The organism is Pseudomonas cerasi (assembly GCF_027983475.1).
Taxonomy (GTDB): domain Bacteria; phylum Pseudomonadota; class Gammaproteobacteria; order Pseudomonadales; family Pseudomonadaceae; genus Aquipseudomonas; species Aquipseudomonas cerasi.
Map to the genome: position 1 here is coordinate 629,418 of NZ_JAQJVM010000002.1, position 22,007 is coordinate 651,424.

The 22,007-nt window shown below is 57.2% G+C and carries 18 protein-coding genes; 6 read left to right on the forward strand and 12 right to left on the reverse strand.

Annotated features, from left to right (window positions below):
* Positions 1-26 precede the first annotated feature (26 nt).
* The 3 genes from PI739_RS11935 to PI739_RS11945 form a co-directional block, all read right to left on the reverse strand.
* Positions 27-1,685: a cation acetate symporter gene (locus tag PI739_RS11935; RefSeq protein WP_003363323.1), complete on the reverse strand. Its 1,659-nt coding sequence runs from the start codon at positions 1,683-1,685 to the stop codon at positions 27-29.
* Complete coding sequence (locus PI739_RS11940) at positions 1,682-1,993, reverse strand: DUF485 domain-containing protein (protein ID WP_003314526.1); 312 nt, start codon at positions 1,991-1,993, stop codon at positions 1,682-1,684. Before PI739_RS11940 ends, PI739_RS11935 begins: the two co-directional genes overlap by 4 nt.
* A 234-nt stretch (positions 1,994-2,227) precedes the next feature.
* Positions 2,228-3,082, reverse strand: coding sequence for a glycine betaine ABC transporter substrate-binding protein (locus PI739_RS11945; protein ID WP_003434310.1), 855 nt, complete (start codon positions 3,080-3,082; stop codon positions 2,228-2,230).
* 1,180 nt (positions 3,083-4,262) lie between these two features.
* Between PI739_RS11945 and PI739_RS11950 the strand changes: the two genes are divergently transcribed.
* The 3 genes from PI739_RS11950 to PI739_RS11960 all read left to right on the forward strand — a co-directional run bounded on the left by PI739_RS11950 (position 4,263) and on the right by PI739_RS11960 (position 7,092).
* On the forward strand, positions 4,263-5,561 hold the full coding sequence (locus tag PI739_RS11950; RefSeq protein WP_003363327.1) for a hypothetical protein: 1,299 nt from the start codon (positions 4,263-4,265) through the stop codon (positions 5,559-5,561).
* Positions 5,554-6,366, forward strand: coding sequence for an MlaA family lipoprotein (locus PI739_RS11955; RefSeq protein WP_003363329.1), 813 nt, complete (start codon positions 5,554-5,556; stop codon positions 6,364-6,366). The genes PI739_RS11950 and PI739_RS11955 overlap by 8 nt, the downstream gene beginning before the upstream one ends.
* A gap of 135 nt (positions 6,367-6,501) precedes the next feature.
* A complete protein-coding gene (locus PI739_RS11960) occupies positions 6,502-7,092 on the forward strand; it encodes a DcrB/PsbP domain-containing protein (RefSeq protein ID WP_003434309.1) in 591 nt (196 codons plus the stop codon).
* 33 nt (positions 7,093-7,125) lie between these two features.
* Here PI739_RS11960 and PI739_RS11965 read toward each other — a convergent pair whose 3' ends face one another.
* Positions 7,126-8,034, reverse strand: a complete 909-nt coding sequence (locus tag PI739_RS11965) for a LysR family transcriptional regulator (protein ID WP_271351853.1) — start codon at positions 8,032-8,034, stop codon at positions 7,126-7,128.
* 110 nt (positions 8,035-8,144) lie between these two features.
* Between PI739_RS11965 and PI739_RS11970 the strand changes: the two genes are divergently transcribed.
* Together PI739_RS11970 and PI739_RS11975 are read left to right on the forward strand one after the other, a co-directional pair.
* Positions 8,145-9,347, forward strand: a complete 1,203-nt coding sequence (locus tag PI739_RS11970) for an MFS transporter (RefSeq protein WP_054082160.1) — start codon at positions 8,145-8,147, stop codon at positions 9,345-9,347.
* 297 nt (positions 9,348-9,644) lie between these two features.
* The gene (locus tag PI739_RS11975; protein ID WP_054082159.1) at positions 9,645-10,721 is read left to right on the forward strand and encodes a diguanylate cyclase; all 1,077 of its coding nucleotides are present in this window, start codon (positions 9,645-9,647) and stop codon (positions 10,719-10,721) included.
* A gap of 4 nt (positions 10,722-10,725) precedes the next feature.
* On the opposite strand, the gene PI739_RS11980 is transcribed toward PI739_RS11975, so the two are convergent.
* The 5 genes from PI739_RS11980 to PI739_RS12000 all read right to left on the reverse strand — a co-directional run bounded on the left by PI739_RS11980 (position 10,726) and on the right by PI739_RS12000 (position 18,264).
* The gene (locus tag PI739_RS11980) at positions 10,726-11,595 is read right to left on the reverse strand and encodes a hypothetical protein (RefSeq protein ID WP_003363341.1); all 870 of its coding nucleotides are present in this window, start codon (positions 11,593-11,595) and stop codon (positions 10,726-10,728) included.
* 694 nt (positions 11,596-12,289) lie between these two features.
* On the reverse strand, positions 12,290-13,021 hold the full coding sequence (locus PI739_RS11985; RefSeq protein ID WP_003363343.1) for a hypothetical protein: 732 nt from the start codon (positions 13,019-13,021) through the stop codon (positions 12,290-12,292).
* Between the two features lie 182 nt (positions 13,022-13,203).
* Positions 13,204-13,473, reverse strand: coding sequence for a helix-turn-helix domain-containing protein (locus PI739_RS11990; protein ID WP_003363345.1), 270 nt, complete (start codon positions 13,471-13,473; stop codon positions 13,204-13,206).
* Between the two features lie 487 nt (positions 13,474-13,960).
* Positions 13,961-15,277, reverse strand: a complete 1,317-nt coding sequence (locus PI739_RS11995; RefSeq protein WP_003434304.1) for an MFS transporter — start codon at positions 15,275-15,277, stop codon at positions 13,961-13,963.
* Between the two features lie 812 nt (positions 15,278-16,089).
* Entirely contained in the window at positions 16,090-18,264 is a 2,175-nt protein-coding gene (locus tag PI739_RS12000) for a TonB-dependent siderophore receptor (protein WP_054082158.1), read from the reverse strand.
* Positions 18,265-18,567: 303 nt separating this feature from the next.
* Here PI739_RS12000 and PI739_RS12005 point away from each other — a divergent pair, with 303 nt between their 5' ends.
* Entirely contained in the window at positions 18,568-18,876 is a 309-nt protein-coding gene (locus tag PI739_RS12005) for a PepSY domain-containing protein (protein ID WP_003363351.1), read from the forward strand.
* 93 nt (positions 18,877-18,969) lie between these two features.
* Here the strand turns inward: PI739_RS12005 and PI739_RS12010 are convergent, their stop codons facing one another.
* From PI739_RS12010 to PI739_RS12020, 3 genes are all read right to left on the reverse strand, one after another.
* Positions 18,970-20,133: a PQQ-dependent sugar dehydrogenase gene (locus PI739_RS12010; protein ID WP_003431049.1), complete on the reverse strand. Its 1,164-nt coding sequence runs from the start codon at positions 20,131-20,133 to the stop codon at positions 18,970-18,972.
* 55 nt (positions 20,134-20,188) lie between these two features.
* On the reverse strand, positions 20,189-20,509 hold the full coding sequence (locus tag PI739_RS12015) for a hypothetical protein (RefSeq protein ID WP_271351855.1): 321 nt from the start codon (positions 20,507-20,509) through the stop codon (positions 20,189-20,191).
* Between the two features lie 230 nt (positions 20,510-20,739).
* Positions 20,740-21,924 (reverse strand): GAF domain-containing sensor histidine kinase, encoded by a 1,185-nt coding sequence (locus PI739_RS12020; RefSeq protein WP_054082156.1) that lies wholly within the window; start codon positions 21,922-21,924, stop codon positions 20,740-20,742.
* Between the last annotated feature and the right edge of the window lie 83 nt (positions 21,925-22,007).

Genomic DNA, 22,007 nt, shown 5'->3' on the forward strand with positions numbered 1-22,007 from the left:
GCTGCTTCGTTCACAACAACCTGAACTTAGTGCGAAACCGCACCACTGGCACCCAGCCCCGTCTGCGAGCGGACGAATTGCGGGAAGAACAGCGCGCGCTCGCCCTCTGCCGCTTTCGACTTGTCGGTAATGGAGAAGAACCAGATACCTACGAAGGCGATGGCGATGGAGAACAGCGCCGGGTATTCGTAAGGGAAAATGGCTTTCTCGTGATGCAGGATCTGCACCCAGATGGTCGGACCCAGCACCATCAGCACCACTGCACTGATCAGGCCCATCCAGCCGCCGATCATGGCGCCACGGGTGGTCAGGTTTTTCCAGTACATGGAAAGCAACAGGATCGGGAAGTTGCAGCTTGCCGCGACCGAGAACGCCAGGCCCACCATGAAGGCGATGTTCTGGCTTTCAAAGGCAATACCCAGAAAGATCGCCACGACCGCCAAAGCGATGGTGGTAATTTTCGAGATACGGATCTCGTCCTTCTCGTTGGCTTTGCCTGCCTTGATGACGCTGGCATACAGGTCGTGGGAAACCGCCGAAGCACCCGCCAGAGTGAGACCGGCAACCACTGCCAGAATGGTGGCGAAGGCTACTGCCGAGATGAAGCCCAGGAACAGACTGCCACCGACCGCGTCGGCCAGGTGAACCGCTGCCATGTTGTTACCGCCCAGCAAGGCGCCCGCTGCATCCTTGAACGCCGGATTGGTGCTGACCAGCAGGATCGCGCCGAAACCGATGATGAAGGTCAGGATGTAGAAGTAGCCAATAAAGCCGGTTGCGTAGAGCACTGACTTGCGGGCTTCCTTGGCATCGCTCACGGTGAAGAAGCGCATCAGGATGTGTGGCAGGCCTGCGGTACCGAACATCAGGGCCAGACCCAGCGAGAACGCCGAGATCGGGTCTTTCACCAGCCCGCCAGGGCTCATGATCGCCTCACCTTTGGGGTGAACCTTGATCGCTTCGGAGAACAGCATGTTGAAGTCGAAGTTGACGTGCTTCATGACCATCAGTGCCATGAACGAAGCACCGGACAGCAACATCACCGCCTTGATGATCTGCACCCAGGTCGTGGCGAGCATGCCGCCGAACAGCACATAGAGGCACATCAGGATCCCGACCAACACCACCGCAACGGCGTAGTCCAGACCGAACAGCAGCTGGATCAGCTTGCCGGCACCGACCATTTGCGCAATCAGGTAAAACGCCACCACCACCAGCGAGCCGCAGGCAGACAGGGTACGAATTTCCTTTTGCTTGAGGCGGTACGAGGCCACGTCGGCAAAGGTGTATTTACCCAGGTTACGCAGGCGTTCGGCGATCAGGAACAGGATGATCGGCCAGCCCACCAGGAAGCCGATCGAGTAGATCAGGCCATCGTAGCCGGAGGTGTAGACCAGTGCGGAAATCCCCAGAAAGGAGGCTGCCGACATGTAGTCACCGGCAATCGCCAGCCCGTTCTGGAAACCGGTGATCTTGCCACCTGCCGAGTAATAGTCCGACGCGGTCTTGTTCTTTTTCGACGCCCAGTAGGTGATGTACAGCGTGAAGGCTACGAAGACCACGAACATGACGATCGCGGCGACGTTCAGGGGTTGCTTCTGCACTGCACCCGTCAACGCGTCTGCCGCCCAGAGGGTCGGCGCGAAGGCGGCCAGGCCAAGTGCTGCTGATAGGCGCCGGATCATTGCTGAGCCTCCTTCAGGATCGCGTTATTCAGGTCATCGAATTCACCGTTGGCACGGCGAACATAGATGGCGGTCAATATAAACGCGGAAAGGATCAGCCCTACGCCTATCGGCATTCCCCAGGTAATGGTCGAAGTGGGACTCAGTTTGGCCCCCAGAATATGGGGTCCGTAAGCAATCAAAAGAATAAAGGCCGCATACAGGCCAAGCATGATCGCCGAGAGAATCCAGGCGAACCGCTCTCTTTTGGATACCAGCTCCTTGAAACGCGGGCTGTTTTGAATCGAGAGGTAAATGCTGTCGTTCATTGTTTTTGTCCTCGCAGCACAGATGAGATGTCACGTAATGCACTTTAGTCGGGTCCGGCGCGCACTCCAGACGACCTTAGTATTAGAACGACATTAGCTGCAGATAGCTCTTCTCGCACGGCCTGGACCCGCCGGCAGTCGGTCGCACCGAAAACACTCCGGGGCAGGAAAACAAAAGGCCGTCTGGCGATAACACCAGACGGCCTCGAGAACGGCTGTTCAGACACTTTGAGACTATTTGGCAGTCCATGCAGCAACACGGTCCGGGTGCTTGGCTACCCAGTCCTTGGCTGCAGCTTCAGGTTTGGCACCGTCCTGAATCGCCAGCATCACCTCACCGATTTCATCCTTGGATGCCCACTGGAATTTTTTCAGGAAGGCCACGACCTCAGGGGCTTTTTTCTCCAGGCCCAGGCTGCCAACGTTGTCTACGGTTTCAGCCTCACCGTAGACACCTTTCGGGTCGTCGAGGAAACGCAGCTTCCATTTGGCGAACATCCAGTGCGGCACCCAGCCGGTGACGACGATGGATTTCTTCGCCTTCTCGGCGCGGGTCAGCTCGGCAATCATGCCTGCGCCGGAGCTCGCCTGCAGTTTATAGCCGTCCAGACCATAGTCCTTGATAGCCTGATCGGTCTTGAGCATCACGCCCGAGCCCGCATCGATCCCGGTGATCTTCTTGTTGAAGGAAGCATCGGTCTTCAGGTCTTCGATGGTTTTGGCCTTCACGTATTCAGGCACGATCAGGCCAATCTTGGCGTCCTTGAAGTTGGGGCCATAGTTGACGACCTGGTCCTTGTACTTGGCGTAGTACTCGCCATGCGTGCCTGGAAGCCACGCAGACAGCATCAGGTCGAGCTTGTCGGTGGCCACCGCCTGCCACATGATCCCTGCAGCGACAGACTGCAACTTGACGTCATAACCAAGCTTTTGCTTGATCACTTCGGAGGCCACGAAGGTGGTGGCGACACTGTCGGACCAGCCTTCCACATAGCCGATGGTCAGGGTCTTGGTTTCAGCAACCGCCAGCGTGGAGCTGACCGCAAGTACCAGAGCGGCACCCGCCCCCAGTATTTTTCGCATCATCATTGTCGCTTCCCCGGAAGTCTGCACCGACGGGTGTCGGGGCATGGTTAACGTTGTTCTCCAGACCGCCCCGCGCCCGACCTTGGGGCACGCGGCGCCTTGCACGTTTTTATCGCTGCCGCGCGCAATCAAACGCACTACAACGCCACACTGATCATCGACCTGCCGGACAGGCGGGCATGCTCTGTCTGCGACACCGGGGCAATGGGAAACGACAACATCGAGCCATCAACGACAACGCACAGCGAAAAACGCTTTGATCCAGCCATCAACGGCAGGAGACACACCGTTGTGTCCAATGGCGATCGCCGGCCCCCATACCATCGTCGTATAGACGACAGAGACTTGCGGCGCACCATTCCGGCTCATACTGCGAAGGAAACACGATGTGTTACCGCAGGTTTACGATCACCACCGTGAACGGGTAACACGGAAACATTTTTTCCGGCTCTATGACTAACCGACAACCATCAGAATTCATAAATAACTGATTTAAAAGGAATTTCAAAAACTGGCACGGGTCCTGCTATATCTCTGGTACAACAAAAACAAGAAATGATGCAGCAAACCAATAAAAATAAGACGTAACGGCTCTGACACAACAAGAACAAAACGGACAGAGGCGCAGCTAACAGATTTTTTTGGAGTGGACCCGCTTTACAGGGACCTTTCAATGGAAGGCCTCGCGACCGGACCGAGAACAATAAAACTACCGTCAGGTAGCTCCAGAACCGGTGGGATCAACCCGTTGTGCAGACAGGTGATTAAAGCGAATCAGCGCTCAAAAAAATACGTTTGCTCTTGACCCCGGATGGGGGTCGCACAACAACGCTGTAAAGGGACTGGCCGCCAACAACAATAACAGGCCGCCCTATAACAATAAAAAGAGCACGTGAACCACATTGGAGGAGAGCTACGGCTCTCCTTTGTGCTTTCCGCAAGCCGAAAAATTCGCCGCCAGGCCAGGGCCTGCCTACCGTTCCCAGCCCGTGTAAACGTCGCGCCGGGGCAGCAAATACACTAGCCATGCAAAAATAAACCGCATATCTGCATTGCAAAATCCAAAGAACGTGTATTGTTCCGTCATATTTACAGGGTTAACCGGTGGATGGGGCACTTTGGCACTACACCTTGGTCATAGCCTGCGTATCTCATCAGCACTTCTTTCCCAAGGGATTTAGTCATGCTCCGTTTTCTGCGCCTCGCCACCGTTATAGGTGGCTTGTGTTTAAGTGCGTCCGCTCTGGCAACCAATGTCGACTCCGCCACCTATGGCTACCCGCTGACTAATCCGTTTGAAGCGACCATTGCGACCACACCGCCCGATCTGCGCCCCGACCTGCCTGACGATGAAGATATCGATCAGGATGTCTACACCCTGAACCTGCATCCCGAGCGCGAGTTCACCCTGCCCGACAACTTCTGGGCAGTGAAAAAGTTGCACTATCGCCTGGCCAAACAGGACCACGCTGCACCGCTGATCTTCCTGATCGCCGGCACCGGCGCGCCGTATAACAGCACCATCAATGAATTCCTGAAAAAGCTCTATTACGGCGCGGGCTACCACGTCGTGCAGCTGTCTTCGCCCACCAGCTATGACTTCATGAGCTCGGCCTCGCGCTTTGCGACTCCCGGCGTCTCCACCGACGACGCAGAAGACATTTATCGCGTCATGCAGGCCATTCGGGCTCAGCAGGCGCAACTGCCGGTAACCGACTATTACCTGACCGGTTACAGCCTCGGCGCACTGAATGCTGCATTCGTCAGCAAGCTTGACGAAACCCGTCGCAGCTTCAATTTCAAGAAAGTCCTGCTGCTCAACCCGCCGGTCAATCTCTACACCTCGATCAGCAACCTCGACAAACTGGTGCAAACCAACGTCAAGGGTATCAACAACACCACTACGTTCTATGAACTGGTGCTGGCCAAGCTGACTCGCTACTTCCGCCAGAAGGGCTACATCGACCTCAACGATGCACTGCTGTTCGACTTCCAGCAGTCCAAGCAGCACCTGACCAATGAACAGATGGCGATGCTGATCGGTACCTCGTTCCGCTTCTCGTCGGCGGATATCGCGTTCACCTCCGACCTGATCAACCGTCGCGGTCTGATCACGCCACCGAAATTCCCGATCACCGAAGGCACCAGTCTGACGCCATTCCTCAAGCGTGCCCTGCAGTGCGACTTCGATTGCTACCTGACCGAACAGGTCATCCCGATGTGGCGCGCACGCACCGACGGCGGTAGCCTTCTGCAACTGGTCGACCAGGTCAGCCTCTACGCCCTCAAGGATTACCTGCACAGCAACACCAAGATTGCCGTCATGCACAACGCCGACGACGTGATTCTGGGCTCGGGTGACCTCGGCTTCCTGCGCAAGACCTTTGGCGATCGCCTGACCGTTTACCCGTACGGCGGGCATTGCGGCAACCTTAATTACCGCGTCAACACCGACGCCATGCTGGAGTTTTTCCGTGGCTAAACGTCTTTTACTTCTTGCCGCTCTGCTCTGTGCCGGCACAGTCCAGGCCGCTGACGCGGATACCAGCAACAAGGCTCAGCACCCGGCCACTGTGGCCCGTCAGACCGATGCTGACGGTTTCACCCAGCCGCTGAAGTCGCTGCAATTCAACCCGGGGCTGGATCAGCGTGAGTTCGAGCGCGCCTCCATCAACGCACTGGAAGTCTATGATCCGCTGGAATCCTGGAACCGCCGGGTTTACCACTTCAACTACCGTTTCGATGAATGGGTATTCCTGCCGGTCGTGGACGGCTACCGCTACATCACCCCTGGCTTCGTGCGCAGCGGTGTGAGCAACTTTTTCAGCAACCTGGGCGATGTCTCCAACCTGCTGAACAGCCTGCTGCAGTTCAAGGGCGAGCGCTCGCTGGACACCACTGGCCGTCTGCTGCTCAACACCACCATCGGCATCGCCGGTCTGTGGGACCCGGCGACCATGATGGGCCTGCCGCGTCAGAGCGAAGACTTCGGCCAGACGCTGGGCTTCTACGGTGTGCCTGCAGGGCCTTATCTGGTGTTGCCATTGTTCGGTCCATCGAACCTGCGTGACACTGGTGGCATGCTGTTCGACTACACGGCTGAAAACCAGATCAACTTCCTGAACGTGGCCGAAGTCAGCAACGACCATCCGGAAATCACCGTGTTGCGCGCCATTGATCGCCGTTACGTCACCAGCTTCCGTTACGGCCAGCTCAACTCGCCGTTCGAGTATGAAAAAGTGCGTTACGTCTACACCGAGTCGCGCAAACTGCAAATCGCCGAATAAGCGTAACGCAGCAAAACGACGGCCAGCCTGAGTGATCGGACTGGTCGTTTTTTTATGGGCACTTTTACCTGCCCGGTCACTCACATGCCTCAGGCGCAAACGCCTGTGTCATTAACAGACAAAAAAGGAATTTCCATGCGTTCTTTCGGTTTCAAGGCAATGGCTGTGTGTGTCGCACTGGCAGCATGTCAGAGCATGGTCAGCGTTCAGGCTGCCACCAAGCCGCAGGCTGCTGCGCCCACCGCTGCTGCGGTGCAAAACGCTTCACTGCTGGGCGGCAAACTGACCTTCACCATTCCTGCGGGCTACGTACAGGGTGAGATGCCCGAGATTGACGCAAAAGCCAAGGCCCAGGGTGTGACGGGGTCGCTGTACACCAATGCGGCTGAAAAGCGCGTGTTGATCGTTACCGAAACGCCGATGCCAATGGGCGTGCAGGCCAGCGATAACGACGGTGTAGTACTTGATGGACTGGTCACCGGCATCCTTGCCCAGCAGAGTACCGGCTACAAGGACTTCAAAAAACTGGGTGACAAGAAGATCGTCAAGAAGAACGGTCTTGGTGTGCGCCAGCTGGACACCTCAGCGACCATGAGCGACGCCCAGGTGCTGAGCACATCGATCGTCGCAGCATCGGGTACCCGCGCAGCGGTGCTGAACGTGGTCTCCAATGCAAAGAATCCGAAAGAGCATGCTGCGCTGGTGAAGACTGTCATCGGCCAGTGATCTGCGCGGACCGGTCAGCCGGTCCGATACGACTCAGTCCACCCGCAACGCCTCTGACAACCGCTCGACCAGCACCTGCACCTTGGGCAGAGACTCGCGGTTACGCGGCCAGGCCAGGTGCAAGGCCAGGCCATCGGTGGCCAGTTGCGGGAGGATCTCCACCAATTCGCCGCGCTGGAGCTGCTCCCTGATCAACCAGGTTGCCAGCTGGGCAATTCCCCATGCCGACGTCACCGCTGCCACCTGGGCCTCTGCGTTGCCGATAACCAGTCGTGCTTCTACAGCGCGTGCCTCTCGCTGCCCCTGCTCATCGACAAACAGCCAGGGGCTGGTACTGCCATCGCCACGGCCAAACAGAATGCAGGCATGACTGGCCAGGTCCTCGAACGTATGCGGGGTGCCGTGACGCTGCAGATACGCCGGTGCAGCGCAGAAGATCACCCGCTCGGTGCCCAGATACCGGTGCGCGACGCCTGCGGGCCAGACCCGTGGACCACCGATACGCACGGCCAGGTCCATGCCCTCTTCAAGGATATCGACGAAACGGTCGGTGAAGGTTATTCGCGGGCGCAACTTGTGATGCTGCCCGGTGAAGGCAAGAATCAACGGCAGCGCATGCAAACGGCCGAAGGTCGCAGGCAGATCGATGCGCAATTGTCCGGCGGGCTCTGTGCGTTGAGCCGCCAGCGCAGTTTCAGCAGCCTCCAGGTCGGCAAGCATCCGCACGCACACGGTGTGATAGGCCGCGCCCTCCTCCGTCAGCGCCAGACTGCGAGTAGTCCGCTCGAACAGGCGCATGCCGAGACGACTTTCCAGGCGCGCCACACTTTTACTGACCGCAGAATTGGTCAGGTTCAAGCGTTCAGCGGCTGCGGTAAAGCTTCCCGCGTTGGCAACGGCAACGAACGTTTCGATACCTTTGAGGCGGTCAGTCGACAGCACATGAAACCTCGATTGGTGAAATTCAATCCATAATGCAGGGAAAATTTACCAAAGATAGGAATTCTTTTCTGCAATAAGCTGGCGGACTTATTTTTTACGGGGTCTGTACCATGCCTTCTCTGGAAACCACTGCTGCCGGCACCCGCAGCGAAAGCTCGACCGGTGCCGGTTTGTCCATCGCGATTCTGGCCCTGGCCGGCTTCGTGATCGTCACCACAGAATTTCTCATTATCGGTCTGCTGCCTTCAATGGCCCGCGATCTGGGAATTTCCATATCAACTGCCGGTTTGCTGGTGACGCTGTTCGCCTTCACGGTGATGCTCTTTGGCCCACCGCTAACGGCCATGCTCTCGCACCTGGACCGCAAGCGCACGTTCATCGTCATTCTGCTGATCTTCGCCGCCTCCAACGCACTGGCGGCGGTGTCGAGCAACATCTGGGTGCTGGCGCTGGCGCGGTTCATTCCGGCATTGGCCTTGCCGGTGTTCTGGGGCACGGCCAGTGAAACGGCAAGCCTGCTGGCCGGACCCAAGCGCGCCGGCAAGGCCGTTGCGCAGGTGTACCTCGGCATCTCGGCTGCCATGCTGTTCGGTATTCCGCTGGGTACAGTATTTGCCGATGCCGTGGGCTGGCGCGGCGCATTCTGGGCGCTGACGCTGCTATCAGCGTTGATGGCCCTGTTGCTGGCACTGTCGATGCCCCGTATCGAACCTACTGCAAAGGTCGGCCTCGCCGAGCAGGCAAAAATTCTCCGGGATCCGTTTTTCCTCTTCAACCTGCTGCTGTCCATCCTGCTGTTCACGGCCATGTTCGGTGCCTATACCTACCTGGCTGACACGCTGGAACGCATCGCAGGCATCGAATCGGCTCAAGTGGGATGGTGGTTGATGGGCTTCGGCGCGGTTGGCCTGATCGGTAATGCACTGGGGGGACGTTATGTGGACCGCAGCCCCCTCGGCTCGACCATGGCCTTTGCGCTGCTGCTCGCACTGGGCATGACCGCAAGCGTACCCGCCGCAGGCTCCATGCCGCTGCTGGCCGTGGTGCTGGTGATTTGGGGCATCGCGCATACGGCGCTGTTTCCAATCTGCCAGATCAGGGTGATGAAAGCAGCGCCTCAGGCCCAGGCACTGGCAGGGACCCTGAATGTCTCGGCCGCCAATGCCGGCATCGGCCTGGGCTCGATCATCGGAGGCCTTACCATCGAGCATCTGGGCCTGGGTGCCGTAGGGTATGTCGCCGCTGTTGTTGCGCTGCTGTCCATTGCCGTAGCATGGATGACCAGCATTCAGAAAAACAAGGCACCGTTATAACCGCCTGACTGTCGCTTTATTGAACTCGCCGGGCAGTGTGTCTGCAAACACTCAGACACCCTGCCCCGGTTATTTACCGTGTGTTGAATTATATATCGTCATATTTTTGAACAGGCTTTAGCACTGTTTCTGTCATTTAATTGACTTTTAAACAGTGATCTTTCCTCACCATGTAGCTATTTGACACCTCCAGGCAAAATACACTTCCCTTGCCATTAGCGAACGCTCAAACTCCAGCCTTTCGGTCAGGTGGTGGCGGTTTCTGACCGATTCAAAAGTAATGTCCGGTAAGCACCTATGAGCACCTATCACCGCAAAGGGATGGCATTCGCCAAGCGGATCTACGCCCCGAGATCACTCGGTGTAAGCGTTGGTTTTGTGACGGTTGCTGTGTCTTTATATTACGTGAATGCTGCACACTGGCTGTGGTTGTTGGCGCTGTTCAACGCTCTGGTATGGCCGCATGTTGCCTACCAGATTGCAAGAAAGTCGCGCGAGCCCTATGAAGCCGAATGGCGCAATTTGCTATTCGATTCGCTGTTGGGCGGTTTCTGGGTGGGTGCGATGGGTTTCAGTGCGGTTCCCGGGGTCACCGTCCTTGCCATGATGGCCATGCATAACATGGCCGCCGCCGGGCCACGCCTGATGCTCCAGGGCTTGTGCGCACAGGCACTGGGCGTGCTGATTTCACTGGCCGCGCTCAACCCTGTGGTCAATCTGCACGGCAACATGGCGCAGATCTATGCCTGTCTTCCTGTACTGGTGATCTACCCCATTTTCATTGGCTGGCTGAGCCATCAGGTCACCCTCAAGCTGTGGGAACACCGCAACATCCTGCGCAAGGTAAGCCGCACAGACAGCCTCACCGGCCTGCTCAATCATGGCGCATGGAAGGACCTGCTTGACCTGAAGTACGCCAGTAACCAAGGCGCGTATCAGGAGTGCGTCATCGCGCTGATCGATATCGATCACTTCAAGGTCATCAACGACACTTATGGCCACCTGATGGGCGACACGGTGCTGCAGAGTATCAGCGAAGCACTGATAGAAAACCTGCGCGACTCCGACTTGATCGGGCGTTGTGGCGGCGATGAATTCTGCGTCATTCTGCCCGATACCAGCTTGTTTCAGGCAAAGGAAATCCTTGAGCGCCTGCGCCTGGCGATAGATGAAATGACCTATACCCTGCATTGCGATCTCAAGGTCAGCCTCAGTATCGGCATTGCCGCCTACTCCCCTGAAATGCAGGATGCCTCCTCGTGGCTGCATGAAGCAGACAAAGCCCTGTATCTGGCTAAAAGCACCGGTCGCAACCGCGTAGTCAGCCCTCAGGATGCACCGTCAGACCACCATTCGCTTGGCGCACAGGCCTGATCCGTCAACGCTTGTGCTTGAACAGCATGTCGAACAGGGATGAGAAACTCTTGACCCCCATCGCCTTGAAGAACGCCTCGCGCATATCGGCACGCAGGCTTTCCAGAGTTATTTCCTTGGGTTTGGTGGATTTTTTTACGGCGGCCGTTTCTCGAGAGTCGCCTTCGCCAGGCGTGTATTTTTCCTTGGACAGCGTCCTTACGTAGTCACTCTTCTGGCTTTTGTAAGTAGTGAAATCTGTCCCCAGTTGCTCGTCCCTTTCCCCTGCCGTTGAAAACCTGTTAATGACTTTTTCCATGAAATCAAAATTATTGTGACCTATGGACCCGTAGTCCTTGTCAGTGATGAAGCGAACAAACCCCTGATCCAGCCGCGTTGTTTTTAACCCATCGCTTTCGGTAATACGCTTGGCGGTGGCCGCGTGCGACTCGGTAAAACTGTAGAACACCTTGTGGCCTTCCATGTCATATGTTTTGCCCTGGTTCTGGCGGCCCCATATTCTTCCATCATCTTTCTCTCTGTACGAGGCCAGTCCAAAAGCCAGATCATCAACATAGCCTAGATCAGCTCCCTGAGCGCTCGCCCACTCGTAAACATCACCCAGCAGCCTGCGATCATCCCGGGTTAAAAAAAACGCCTCGGGCATGGACATTCCACATTCGGCTTTTCCCAGCATGGGCGCAGAACCAGCAGAGTCCGCGCCCCCAAATACCCTGTGTTTCAGGAGGGCCTGGCCGCTGATGGTCACCGCAGAGTCTGGAGAGGTTGATCGGAGGGGGGAATTGGCAATTGAGGGCATGTTTTTTGCCGCTCTTTTATCGTCAAGTTGTTGCGCGGCTATCAGTGCATCTGCTCCGGAACTTATGACTCGCATGACGTTGGCTCCTGCCCCGAAAGATCCCTGGCGGTTCTCGCCAGGGATTAACAATCAATACGTTAAATGAAAGGTGACTGTTTCTGGCCCGGCAGGCTTGCTTTGCCAAGGTCCACTTTCAGCGCTGTGCCTAATCATGACGTCGGAGGCATAGCTAAAACCAAGACTGTTGAACCTCTCAGTACTGCCAGGCACGCCTGGCGTTATAGAGATACAATCAGAATCATGTACACCGCCTCTCCTAAAACAAAGATTTGCGCGTTCGTTCACGCTTTCCGGAAAAGTAGTCGCGGTCCAGGAAATCTTTTGCAACCGAGAGTTATTCGCCGCGCCGCGGGGGTAGTCAGCCAATCTCAATTGGTGTCGAGAAAACGCACTGTGACCAGGCCCATTGATAAACGTCGGCGTTCGGGTAGTCGTAACAGAATAATCGCCCGCCTGGCTGGCAGCCGACACTAACAACACAAGCAAGGGTGCTATTTTTTTCATGGATATTACTCCAATATTTATAAATCAAATTCATCGACTGTGCGAAAGCCGCAGGCTTGAAAGCATCTGCACGAACCGTTATCTTTTATCATTCACCGAGCGCGCTAACGCGCACTCTGATTAAACATGTTTTTTTAGAAAAGACCTGAAGCGCTTGTAAAACCTCATCAACCGACTGGTATAAATACCCACGTCCGAGACCTGATTAGCCACACGCTTGATCGATGGAAAGTTCAAATGAGGACAGGTTATCCAACAGCCACTCAGGCGTATGCCTCTCAAGCAATGTGCCGATGGGCTGCTGCTTTATCAGCGCGCCATAGAGCGCTTCTTCATGATCGAGGTACGCTTGCTGAACAGCGCGATAGTTGAGCGGATAGATGCTCTTCTCGATGGGCAACAGCCGGTCGAAGTGTTCGAGCAGACCATGAAAGACGATTCGCCGTTCGACGGTATTGCGCGTGGTAGCAATGAGTTTGACGAAGTACTCACTGTCCTGAGCTCGCAGCGCTTCGCTGGCGGCATAACGCTCGACCAGCGTGTGCGGCGATGGCTCATCGAATACGATGCAGCACAGGTCTTCGCGCACCAGGCCCTTGAACGGGTTCTCGGCTTCTGACCGACGGCCGTGCAGGCCCAGTGCGAATTGTACGGCGCGCTCGGCCAGCCATTGACGCTTACGGCCCTCAAGTCGGGTAACCTCTTCGAGTAACGGTGCCTGACGCCCCTGCGAACGAAGCTGCCGACAGAGTTTGGCAAACAGGCCAACAGGGCCGGACAGCTTTGCCTGTTGCTCGGCAAGTTGCGTCACCGAAAGCGCGGACTGCCGGGTTGCCAGATGCTGGAAGTCCGTTGTCATATTAAAATCAGGCCGCTGCGGATCCAGCCGCAACGCCGTGTCGGCACCTGACTCGCCCCGAACAAAACAAACAGTCATGAGTGGCTCCTTTTTTATTGTTTACAGTTCGTCGTGCGAGCAGGTTTCGGATATTCCTTTCTGCAGACAGCCGGGAAACAGTGGCCGACAGCAGTCACAGAGCAGCACGGTATTATTGATTGCACCGCAAAACGTCAGCAGTGCTCATTGCATTAACACGTTACAGGTTGCGACAAGACACATTATGTATGTGCTGGCTCGCTACGCAATCCGACAGATGTAGGGGGTCGGGCAGTGTTCCCCGGAAGCAATAGAGATACGCACCTGGCCATGAGCTCGGCACGCGTCCTTACCTGATTCTTTCTTAGCAGCGAAGATACGTGATCGCGAACGGTGTAGTCACTGATACTGAGCTGCCTGGCAATTTCCTTGTTCGTACATCCCTGCAACAACAGGCCAAGAACCTCCTGCTCTCTCATTGTCACCCACATGATACTTCCCCTTGCCATCATTTTGCCTAATAGGCAAATTTGTAGGATGTTTCTTACATTCGTCTTCCATGGCCCAAACAGTCAATCGGCACAGAAATCATTTTATTTAGTCTTGTTTTGCATAAACACGAGATACACCTTAAAAGTCCTGCAATACAGCCGAAAGCTGTAAGAAAAATCTTTAATAATAAAATATTGAGGAAAGCTCCTACATGAAACGCGGAATAATTACGCCTACCAACGTATCGACACTGCGAATGATCCACCTGAAGAAACATTTTCCACAGGCACGACCCAAGAGCACATTAGATAAATAACGTAAACAGTATAGAGAGGCGCAAGATAGACTTGAGGAAACGGAATTACAATCACTTGTTACAATTGAAAGCGTCGGGTGCCAGGAACTTTGCGCTCATATTTGAACGGCTACTCACCCCACAGCAGAGGTGAGCAGCGGATGTCGCCGGTCTCTGCGAGAACGGCATTCGCCGTGTCAACCGGCCTGGTGTTATCCGGCTTTACCGCTTGCCAGGTCATCCACCACCACGCCCCGGCGCAGACCGAATACCGCAGCGGTCATCAGGCCCGTGGCGCCCATGATCAGGCTATACAGCACGCACACCCAGATATTCCAGGGCATCAGAGCAATCAGCATCAATGGCGTGGTGCTGGCCCAGAAGGCGTAGGCGATGTTGTAAGTGAACGAGATGCCTGACACCCGGATGTTCGCCGGGAAAAGTCCGACCATCACCGACGGCACCACACCGACAATCCCGCACGCCAGCCCGGCAATCGCGTAGGCGATGCCCAGTGGCATCCATTGCTCGATGAGGCTGGTGTAAAGCACGCCAATGCCCATCGGCATCAGCAGGCTGTAGAACATGATGCCGCGCCAGGCGCCGATGCGGTCGACCAGCATGCCTGCCAACACACAGCCTATATTGAGAAACACGATGCCGACGGCGCTCAGGGCAAAGGTATCGCTGGCGCTGATACCGAAGCGCTGCTGCATGACGGTCGGGGTGATCACCACCAATACCACCACTGCGGAGGTCAGCACAAAGGTCAGCAGCGCAGCAGGCAGCAAGGATTGGCGGTGCTCACGCAGGACCTGGCCAAGTGGCAGCGTTGTCAGATGTTCACGTTGGGCATGCATCGCGATAAATACCGGGGTTTCGTTCAACCAGCGGCGCAACCAGACGCCCACCACGCCGAATACGCCACCGAGCAGGAACGGAATACGCCATGCCCAGTCGAGGATTTCGCCAGGGCTGAAGACCCGTGCCAGCCATGTCGCGGTCAGTGCACCCAGCAGGTACCCGAACGTCAGGCCGGCTTGCAGTACACCCAGTGCATAGCCGCGGTGCCCCTTGGGCGCGTGTTCTGCCACGAATACCCAGGCGCTTGGCACTTCGCCGCCCACAGCGGCCCCTTGCAGGATGCGCAGCGCCAGCAGCACCAGCGGCGCCCAGTAACCGATCTGTGCGTAGGTGGGCATGATGCCGATCAGCAGACAAGGCAGGGCCATCATCAGAATGCTCAGGCTGAACACGCGCTTGCGGCCCAGCCGGTCGGCGAAGTGCGCCATGAGAATCCCGCCCAGCGGGCGCGCCAGATAGCCGGTCACGAAGATCCCGAAGCTTTGCAGCAGACGCAGCCACTCGGGCATGTCGGGTGGGAAAAACAGCTGGCTGAGGGTCAGTGCAAAGAATACGAAAATGATGAAGTCGTAGATTTCCAGCGCCCCACCCAGCGCCGCAAGACTCAGGGTCTTGTAGTCGCCTTTGGTAAAAGGTTGCGGAGTGGATTGAACGATGGCCGTCATGACGCCCCCGAAACATGGCTGAAAAAAGCGCCTGGCGCTCACAGGGCGCGAAGAATAGCAAAGCTTGCGGGCGCACTGATACGAAGCTGAGGCCTGTAGCGGGAACGATGATCGCAACTATCGTGCGACGCTCTGCGTCGCATGCCGTGCCGGACGCTCCGCGTTCTCTTGACGACGCAGAGCGTCGAGAACTGCATTCCCACGCTTGAGCGTGAGGAACGATCACTTCAACTATCGTGCGGCGCTCCGCGTCGCATGCCGTTCCGGACGCTCCGCGTCCTATTGACGACGCAGAGCGTCGAGAACTGCATTCCCACGCTGGAGCGTGAGGAACGATCACTTCAACTATCGTGCGGCGCTCCGCGTCGCATGCCTTTCCGGACGCTCCGCGTCCTCTTGGCGACGCAGAGCGTCGAGACCTGCATTCCCACGCTGGAGCGTGCGGAACGATCATCGCAACTATCGTGCGGCGCTCCGCGTCGCATGCCTTTCCGGACGCTCCGCGTCCTCTTGACGACGCAGAGCGTCGAGACCTGCATTCCCACGCTGGAGCGTGAGGAACGAGCACTTCAGCTATCGTGCGACGCTCTGCGTCGCATGCCGTGCCGGACGCTCCGCATCCTCTTGACGACGCAAAGCGTCGAGAACTGCATTCCCACGCTGGAGCGTGAGGAACGATCACTTCAACTATCATGCGGCGCTCCGCGTTCTCTTGACGACGCAGAGCGTCGTGAACTGCACTCCCACGCTGGAGCGTGTGGAACGAGAATCCCGACGTTCGTGCCAACGCTCCGTGCAGTAGAGCCCGTCCACTAAAAGTTGACGGTGGCCGACAATCTCGCCGTTCTGGGTGCGCCCATGAACAGGTAGTCGTCACCCAGATACTCCCCGGCATCACGCCAGTAGCGTTTGTCGAAGAGGTTGTCGACGGTCAGGCGCAGGACCGTGTCGTAGCCGCTGATTCGGGTGCTGTAACGGCTGCCGATATTGAACAGTGTGTAGTCATTGACCTGCACGGAGCCTTCACGGTCAGCGTACTTGCTGGCGCTGTACTGCATCCCGCCGAGTAAGGCGAGCCCGGGCACCGGCAGGCTGTAGTCAGCTTGCAGGCTGCCACGGTATCTGGGCACATTGAGGGCCTGATGATCGTCATAGGCCTCGGTGCCGCTGTCTTCAACGCGCGCCCGGATGGCCGCCGCACTGGCGGATATCTGCAGGCGGTCGGTCACCCAGCCACTCGCCCCCAGTTCAAGCCCGGTGTTTTTCTGCTCGCCTTGCTGCACATAGGTAAACGTGCCGTCATCGTTGGGCCTGGAGTACTGATACGCCTGGCGGGCCTGAAACACTGCGGCGGTCAGGCTCATGCGCTGCCAGTCATACTTGATACCGGCTTCCAGCTGTCGGGATACGGTCGGCGCAAGAATTTCACTGGCATTGGTGGTGAACCACGCCGCTGTCCCGCCCAGCGACAGGCCTTTGCTGTAGCTGGTGTAGAGCGAAACGTTGTCCACCGGCTTGTAGATCAGCGCCGCCTGAGGCAGAAACACATAGCGCTCGGTGTGTCGCGCATCGCTGCCTTCCTCGTTGAACGCCTGCTCATCGAGCCGCACCCCGCGTCCGCCCAGCACGGTTTGCCAGTGCTCGTTGAAACTGATCCGGTCGGTGGCAAACAGCCCGTACTGGCGGCTGTCCAGACGACGCTCGGTGTGCGCAAGCGCCAGAGTCGAGGGCGCCACTTGCTCGGGCGCCTCATTGATATTGCCCGAGCCGACGAATTCGTTGAAGGTCCCGCGCGTATCGACCGTTCGGCGGTAGGCACTGCTGCCGAAGGTCAGTTCGTGCCCCAGCGATCCGGTAGTGAATGTGCCGGACATGGCCGCTTCGACTTCATCGTTGCGACGCGTGTCGTCCGGGCTGCGGAAATCATAGATGTCATAATCACCCTCGGCACTGAAGTGGTTGGGCACCGCTTGCCCTGCGCAACTGGCCGAGCCGTAGCAACCCCACGCAAAGGCACTGTAGTCATCGATGACCACACGACTGCGTGAAGCGCTGAGACTGCCCTTCCAGCTGTCATTGAATCGATATTCGAAACGTCCGTTCATGTTCAGCGAGTCGATACCGACCGGATTGGACCAGTTCTGGTAGCCCAGCAGTTTACGTGGTGAGGCATCGTGAGGCAGCGCAGTACCGCCCAGAAGCTGATAACCGGGCACCGAGCGCTGTTCTTTGGTCTGGTACTCGACGTCGAGTTGCAGCAGCGCGCGCTCGCTGATGTTCCAGTCGAACGCCAGCGAGGCGAAATCGCGCTGACCATCGGCGTGTTCGACATACGAGCGAATGTCTTCGTGGGCAAGGTTGGCGCGCAAGCCAAACTGTTGCTCGCTGCCGAACCAGCCACCGACGTCGGTGGCGATGTAACGTTCACCGTGCTCGTTGGTCGAGACCGTGACCGACCGGACGTCCTGCGCCCGCTTGGTCTGATAGTTGATGACGCCACCGGGCTCGGCCACACCGCTCTGCAGGCCGGAGAGCCCTTTGAGCAACTCGACCTGCTGCTTGTTCTCCAGCGCTACATTCTGCTCACCGGCAATGCTGCGGCCGTTGATGCGATAACTGTTGGCGGCGTTCAACGAAAACCCGCGCACCACAAAGTTTTCGTAATAGCCCACTGGTGCATAGCCGTCGCCGACCGACGCATCGTTGCGCAGCAATTCACTCAGCAGCTTTGCCTGACGGTCCTCGATCAGCGCAGCGCTGAACACCGACACCGAGGCCGGCGTGTCCAGCAGAGAGGCCTGATCCAAGCCGAAGATCGACGCCCGCTCTGCTTTATAGTCGCCGGTGCTTTCCGGCTCGCTGAACCCAGTGACATTGACCGCATCCAGGCTGACCACTTCTGCGGCCAGCAACGGCGAGGCAACCGCCATACCCAACGGTAACAATCGCCAGGCGTGGCGCATGGCAGGTCGGTAAGGCGTTCTCATCGAGCAGACTCCGAAAGGACAGATGCCTGGACAGACGCGACGCAACTTCCGGCAGGGGGCCAACCTTTTACGTTCACTGCCGGTTTTTTTCAACCTTTACGTGACGCTCTGCCTGTAAACGAAGTGCAGGGGAAAACTTTACTTGCGAATCGGCAGAGCGAGACCGGCTTCATAACGTTTCGCACACTTGAATAATTAAGCGTGAATTAAGTAAGCGCGGATAATCTGAGTTCAACAAAACCGCTGAACCAATCAGCCTGTGATGAATCCATCAAGACAGATCAATCAGAAAGGAAATACCCCATGAAACTTATGCCTGCCGTTTTCGCCGCTGTTGCCCTCACTGCTGTTGCAGGTGCCGCCCAGGCTGACGTTGGTCCCGATGAAGTGATCCGCCTGTACAAGTCTCAGGCGCTGGGTGACTTTGAACAGTTCAACAAGAACGCTGTTGCCAAGCACCAGGGCTTTACGGTCAGCGATACCGAGCTGGAAAAAGACCGCACCGGCCGCCTGATCTACCAGATCGAACTGAAAGACGCCAAGGGTGTAGAGTGGAACTACGACGTCGATGCCAAGACAGGCGAAGTGGTACGTGACGCAAAGGATAATTGATCCGACGGCTTTAACGGTTACCACCGCAAGCAACTCATAAGAAAATTCCCACAACATTGTGGGAATTTTCTTTTTCAAACGATTAATAGTTTATTACTGAGCCAAGCCGACTTTCAGCAGGCTTCCCTTATCGTCGTCGGTCAACAGATACAAGTAACCGTCCGGCCCCTGACGCACATCACGTATGCGCTGTTTCATGTCTTTCAACAGACGCTCCTCATGAACGATCTTGTCATTCTCGAACTGCAGCCTGATCAACTCCTCAGTGGCCAGCGCACCGATGAATACACTGTGATCCCATGCCTTGAAAAGGCTGTGGTCATAGAACGCCATGCCACTCAAGCCCGGCGACACTTCCCAGACCTGGAACGGAATTTTGGTTCCTTCGACAACCTTGCCCTTGGACTCCGAAATCGGCTGACCCGAGTAGTCGATACCGTGGGTCGCGATCGGCCAGCCGTAATTCGCGCCACGTTCGATGATATTCAACTCATCACCGCCCTTGGGACCATGCTCGTTGGTCCACAACGTCCCGGTCCAGGGATCCAGCGCGGCCCCCTGCTGATTACGATGGCCATAGGACCATATCTCGGGGCGTACGCCCTTCTGGCCCACGAACGGATTGTCTTTCGGTACGCTGCCGTCCGGATAGATGCGCACAATCTTGCCCTGCAGCTTGTCCAGATCCTGCGCAGTGGGGCGCTGATTGTTCTCGCCCAGCGCAATGAACAGGTAACCGTCGCGATCGAAGACCATCCGCGCGCCGAAGTGGTTGCCCACTGACAGTTTCGGTTCCTGGCGGAAGATGACTTCGAAGTCTTCCAAGCGGGTCATGTCTTTGGACAGGCGACCACGCCCTGCGGCAGTGCCGGCGGTATCACCCTCGGCGGCGGTCTTGCCGCTGCCCTCGGAATAGGTCAGATACACCATGCGGTCCTTGGCGAAATCCGGTGACAGCACGACATCAAGCAGACCGCCCTGCTTCTGCGCCCAGACTTGCGGTACCCCGGAAAGCGGCGCAGACAATTTGCCATCTGCCGACACCACGCGCAGGTTGCCGGAACGCTCTGTCACCAGCATGCCTTGCCTGTCAGGCAGAAAGGCCAGCGCCCACGGATGATCCAGACCTTCGACAACAGGCGTCACCGTGACGGTGCCCAGTTCGCTTTTGTAGGTTTCCGTAGCGGCGCTGGCCGTCAATGGCAGGCTCAGAATGGCTGCAGTACACAATGTCGCGATCAGGGTTTTTCTAAGCATGAGCGTTTCCTTATGCATTGAGTCGACGTCCACACGGGTTCGCCGGGTTGAAAATTCAGTTGTTGCGCTTGGGGTCGATTGTCGGTGTAGAAGGACGTGGCGTGTTCTGGCGCGTGGGGTAGCCGTTGCCGATGCCACCGTTTTCCAGGGTAGGCTTGCGCACCGGCGGCGCGATGTTGGGGCCACCAGACGGGGGCACGCTGGACTCGGTGCCCTGGCGACTGTTGGGGTTGGCACGGTGGATCGGGCTGTTATACGGGTTGCTGCTGGCACCGTTGTTGAGGGTGCTGTTGGGCAGCGTCTGCGCCTGGGCTGCGCCGATGCTGCATGACGCAACAAGCACGCCCCCGACAAGATTGCGCACAAAACTGTTCATCACTACCTCTGGGCAAGGTGAAAACTTCGGAGTAACCGTGAAGGCTCAGGCCTTTGATGGCAACCCGAGCCTCAGGTTCGACGCGACACTGCCGATGAGCAAGCAAAGCGATGGACGAGTTTGTAACAAGGATGGTCAGGGCTGTCGCAACCGAACGACGCGACGGCCTGCAGCGCGAGGTTTTCCGGAGGCGGGCAGCCTGCGCTCAGGCGTTGGCTGACGCAGAATGCTTACGCAGACTTCAACGGCATGCTGAAGGTAAAGACCGTGCCCTGCTCACGCGTGGAGCACACCTCGAGCGTACCTCCATGAGCAATGGCGATCTCACTGGCGATGTACAGACCCAGTCCGAGCCCGGCTTGCGGCTCATCGGTGATGGGTCTTGAGTACGGCAGGAACAGTTGCGCACGAACCGATTCAGGTATCGGCTCCCCCTGATTGGTAACGCTGAGTACAAACAGCTCGCCATGCACACCTGCCGTCACTTCGACCGGGCTCTCGGCATCGCCATGACTGATCGCGTTGGACACCAGATTGGAGAGCAATTGCGCGATCCGCTCGTGATCGCAGCGGATACGCTCCAGCACGCCTATGTCCGAATGAATCGGCCGCGACGGATGAACACGCTGCACCTCGGAAATCACATGTTCCAGGGTTTTATCCAGGCCGTGCGCCTCATGGATACTGAGAGGAATGCCGTGGCCCATGCGGCCTCGGGCAAAATCGAGCACGTCATCGACCAACTGCGAAGCACGCTGGCCAGAGGTCAGGATGTGTTGCACAACCTGCAGGGCCTTTTCATCCAGCGAACGACGCAACAGCAATTCGGCACTGGCATTGATGGCAAACAGGGGGTTGCGCAGGTCGTGCCCCAGCACGGCGATAAACTGCTCGCGCAGCTCAGCCACCTCACGTTCGGCGAGCAGGTCTTCACGCGCCTGTTGCAGATTTTCCTCGGCCTCGATCTGCAGCGCCAGAAGACGTGCGAACGACACCATCATTGCCTCGATGGGCGTACCGGTCAGCTTTGCAGGCTTGGGATCCAGCGCGCAGATGGTGCCGAAAAAAGAGCCGTCGGAGAGAAAGATCGGCACCGAGATATAGCTCTGAAAGCTGTACAGACGTGGAGTGTCATGCGTACAGAACAGCGGATCCTCAGCGACATGATCAATCACCACAGCCTTGTGGGAGTTGCGAATCTCATGGCAGATGGTGCTGCTTACGTCCAGTTCGCCGCCAGGTTTCAAACCGAAATCGAGCTTGTCCAGAACCGCACAGGCCGTCCAGGTATTTTCGGTTACACGCGCCACGGCGGCGAACCCCAGCCCTGTGGATTCGGCAATGACCTGCAGGATGGCCGGCACCGCACTGATCCGACTGATCGTGGCCACATCATTTGAAATGGATCGCCGCATGTAGAACCTGTATGAGCCTTGATGTGATGACGCAGCACGCTAGTTTAGGACTGTAACGATTTTTCTGCACCCGTGAATAACAC

Coding starts and splice junctions, on each gene's coding strand:
- PI739_RS11935 (WP_003363323.1), bottom strand. CDS start 1,685: ATGATCCGGCGCCTATCAGCAGCACTTGGCCTGGCCGCCTTCGCGCCG.
- PI739_RS11940 (WP_003314526.1), bottom strand. CDS start 1,993: ATGAACGACAGCATTTACCTCTCGATTCAAAACAGCCCGCGTTTCAAG.
- PI739_RS11945 (WP_003434310.1), bottom strand. CDS start 3,082: ATGATGATGCGAAAAATACTGGGGGCGGGTGCCGCTCTGGTACTTGCG.
- PI739_RS11950 (WP_003363327.1), top strand. CDS start 4,263: ATGCTCCGTTTTCTGCGCCTCGCCACCGTTATAGGTGGCTTGTGTTTA.
- PI739_RS11960 (WP_003434309.1), top strand. CDS start 6,502: ATGCGTTCTTTCGGTTTCAAGGCAATGGCTGTGTGTGTCGCACTGGCA.
- PI739_RS11970 (WP_054082160.1), top strand. CDS start 8,145: ATGCCTTCTCTGGAAACCACTGCTGCCGGCACCCGCAGCGAAAGCTCG.
- PI739_RS11975 (WP_054082159.1), top strand. CDS start 9,645: ATGAGCACCTATCACCGCAAAGGGATGGCATTCGCCAAGCGGATCTAC.
- PI739_RS11980 (WP_003363341.1), bottom strand. CDS start 11,595: ATGCGAGTCATAAGTTCCGGAGCAGATGCACTGATAGCCGCGCAACAA.
- PI739_RS11985 (WP_003363343.1), bottom strand. CDS start 13,021: ATGACTGTTTGTTTTGTTCGGGGCGAGTCAGGTGCCGACACGGCGTTG.
- PI739_RS11990 (WP_003363345.1), bottom strand. CDS start 13,473: ATGATGGCAAGGGGAAGTATCATGTGGGTGACAATGAGAGAGCAGGAG.
- PI739_RS11995 (WP_003434304.1), bottom strand. CDS start 15,277: ATGACGGCCATCGTTCAATCCACTCCGCAACCTTTTACCAAAGGCGAC.
- PI739_RS12000 (WP_054082158.1), bottom strand. CDS start 18,264: ATGAGAACGCCTTACCGACCTGCCATGCGCCACGCCTGGCGATTGTTA.
- PI739_RS12005 (WP_003363351.1), top strand. CDS start 18,568: ATGAAACTTATGCCTGCCGTTTTCGCCGCTGTTGCCCTCACTGCTGTT.
- PI739_RS12010 (WP_003431049.1), bottom strand. CDS start 20,133: ATGCTTAGAAAAACCCTGATCGCGACATTGTGTACTGCAGCCATTCTG.
- PI739_RS12015 (WP_271351855.1), bottom strand. CDS start 20,509: ATGAACAGTTTTGTGCGCAATCTTGTCGGGGGCGTGCTTGTTGCGTCA.
- PI739_RS12020 (WP_054082156.1), bottom strand. CDS start 21,924: ATGCGGCGATCCATTTCAAATGATGTGGCCACGATCAGTCGGATCAGT.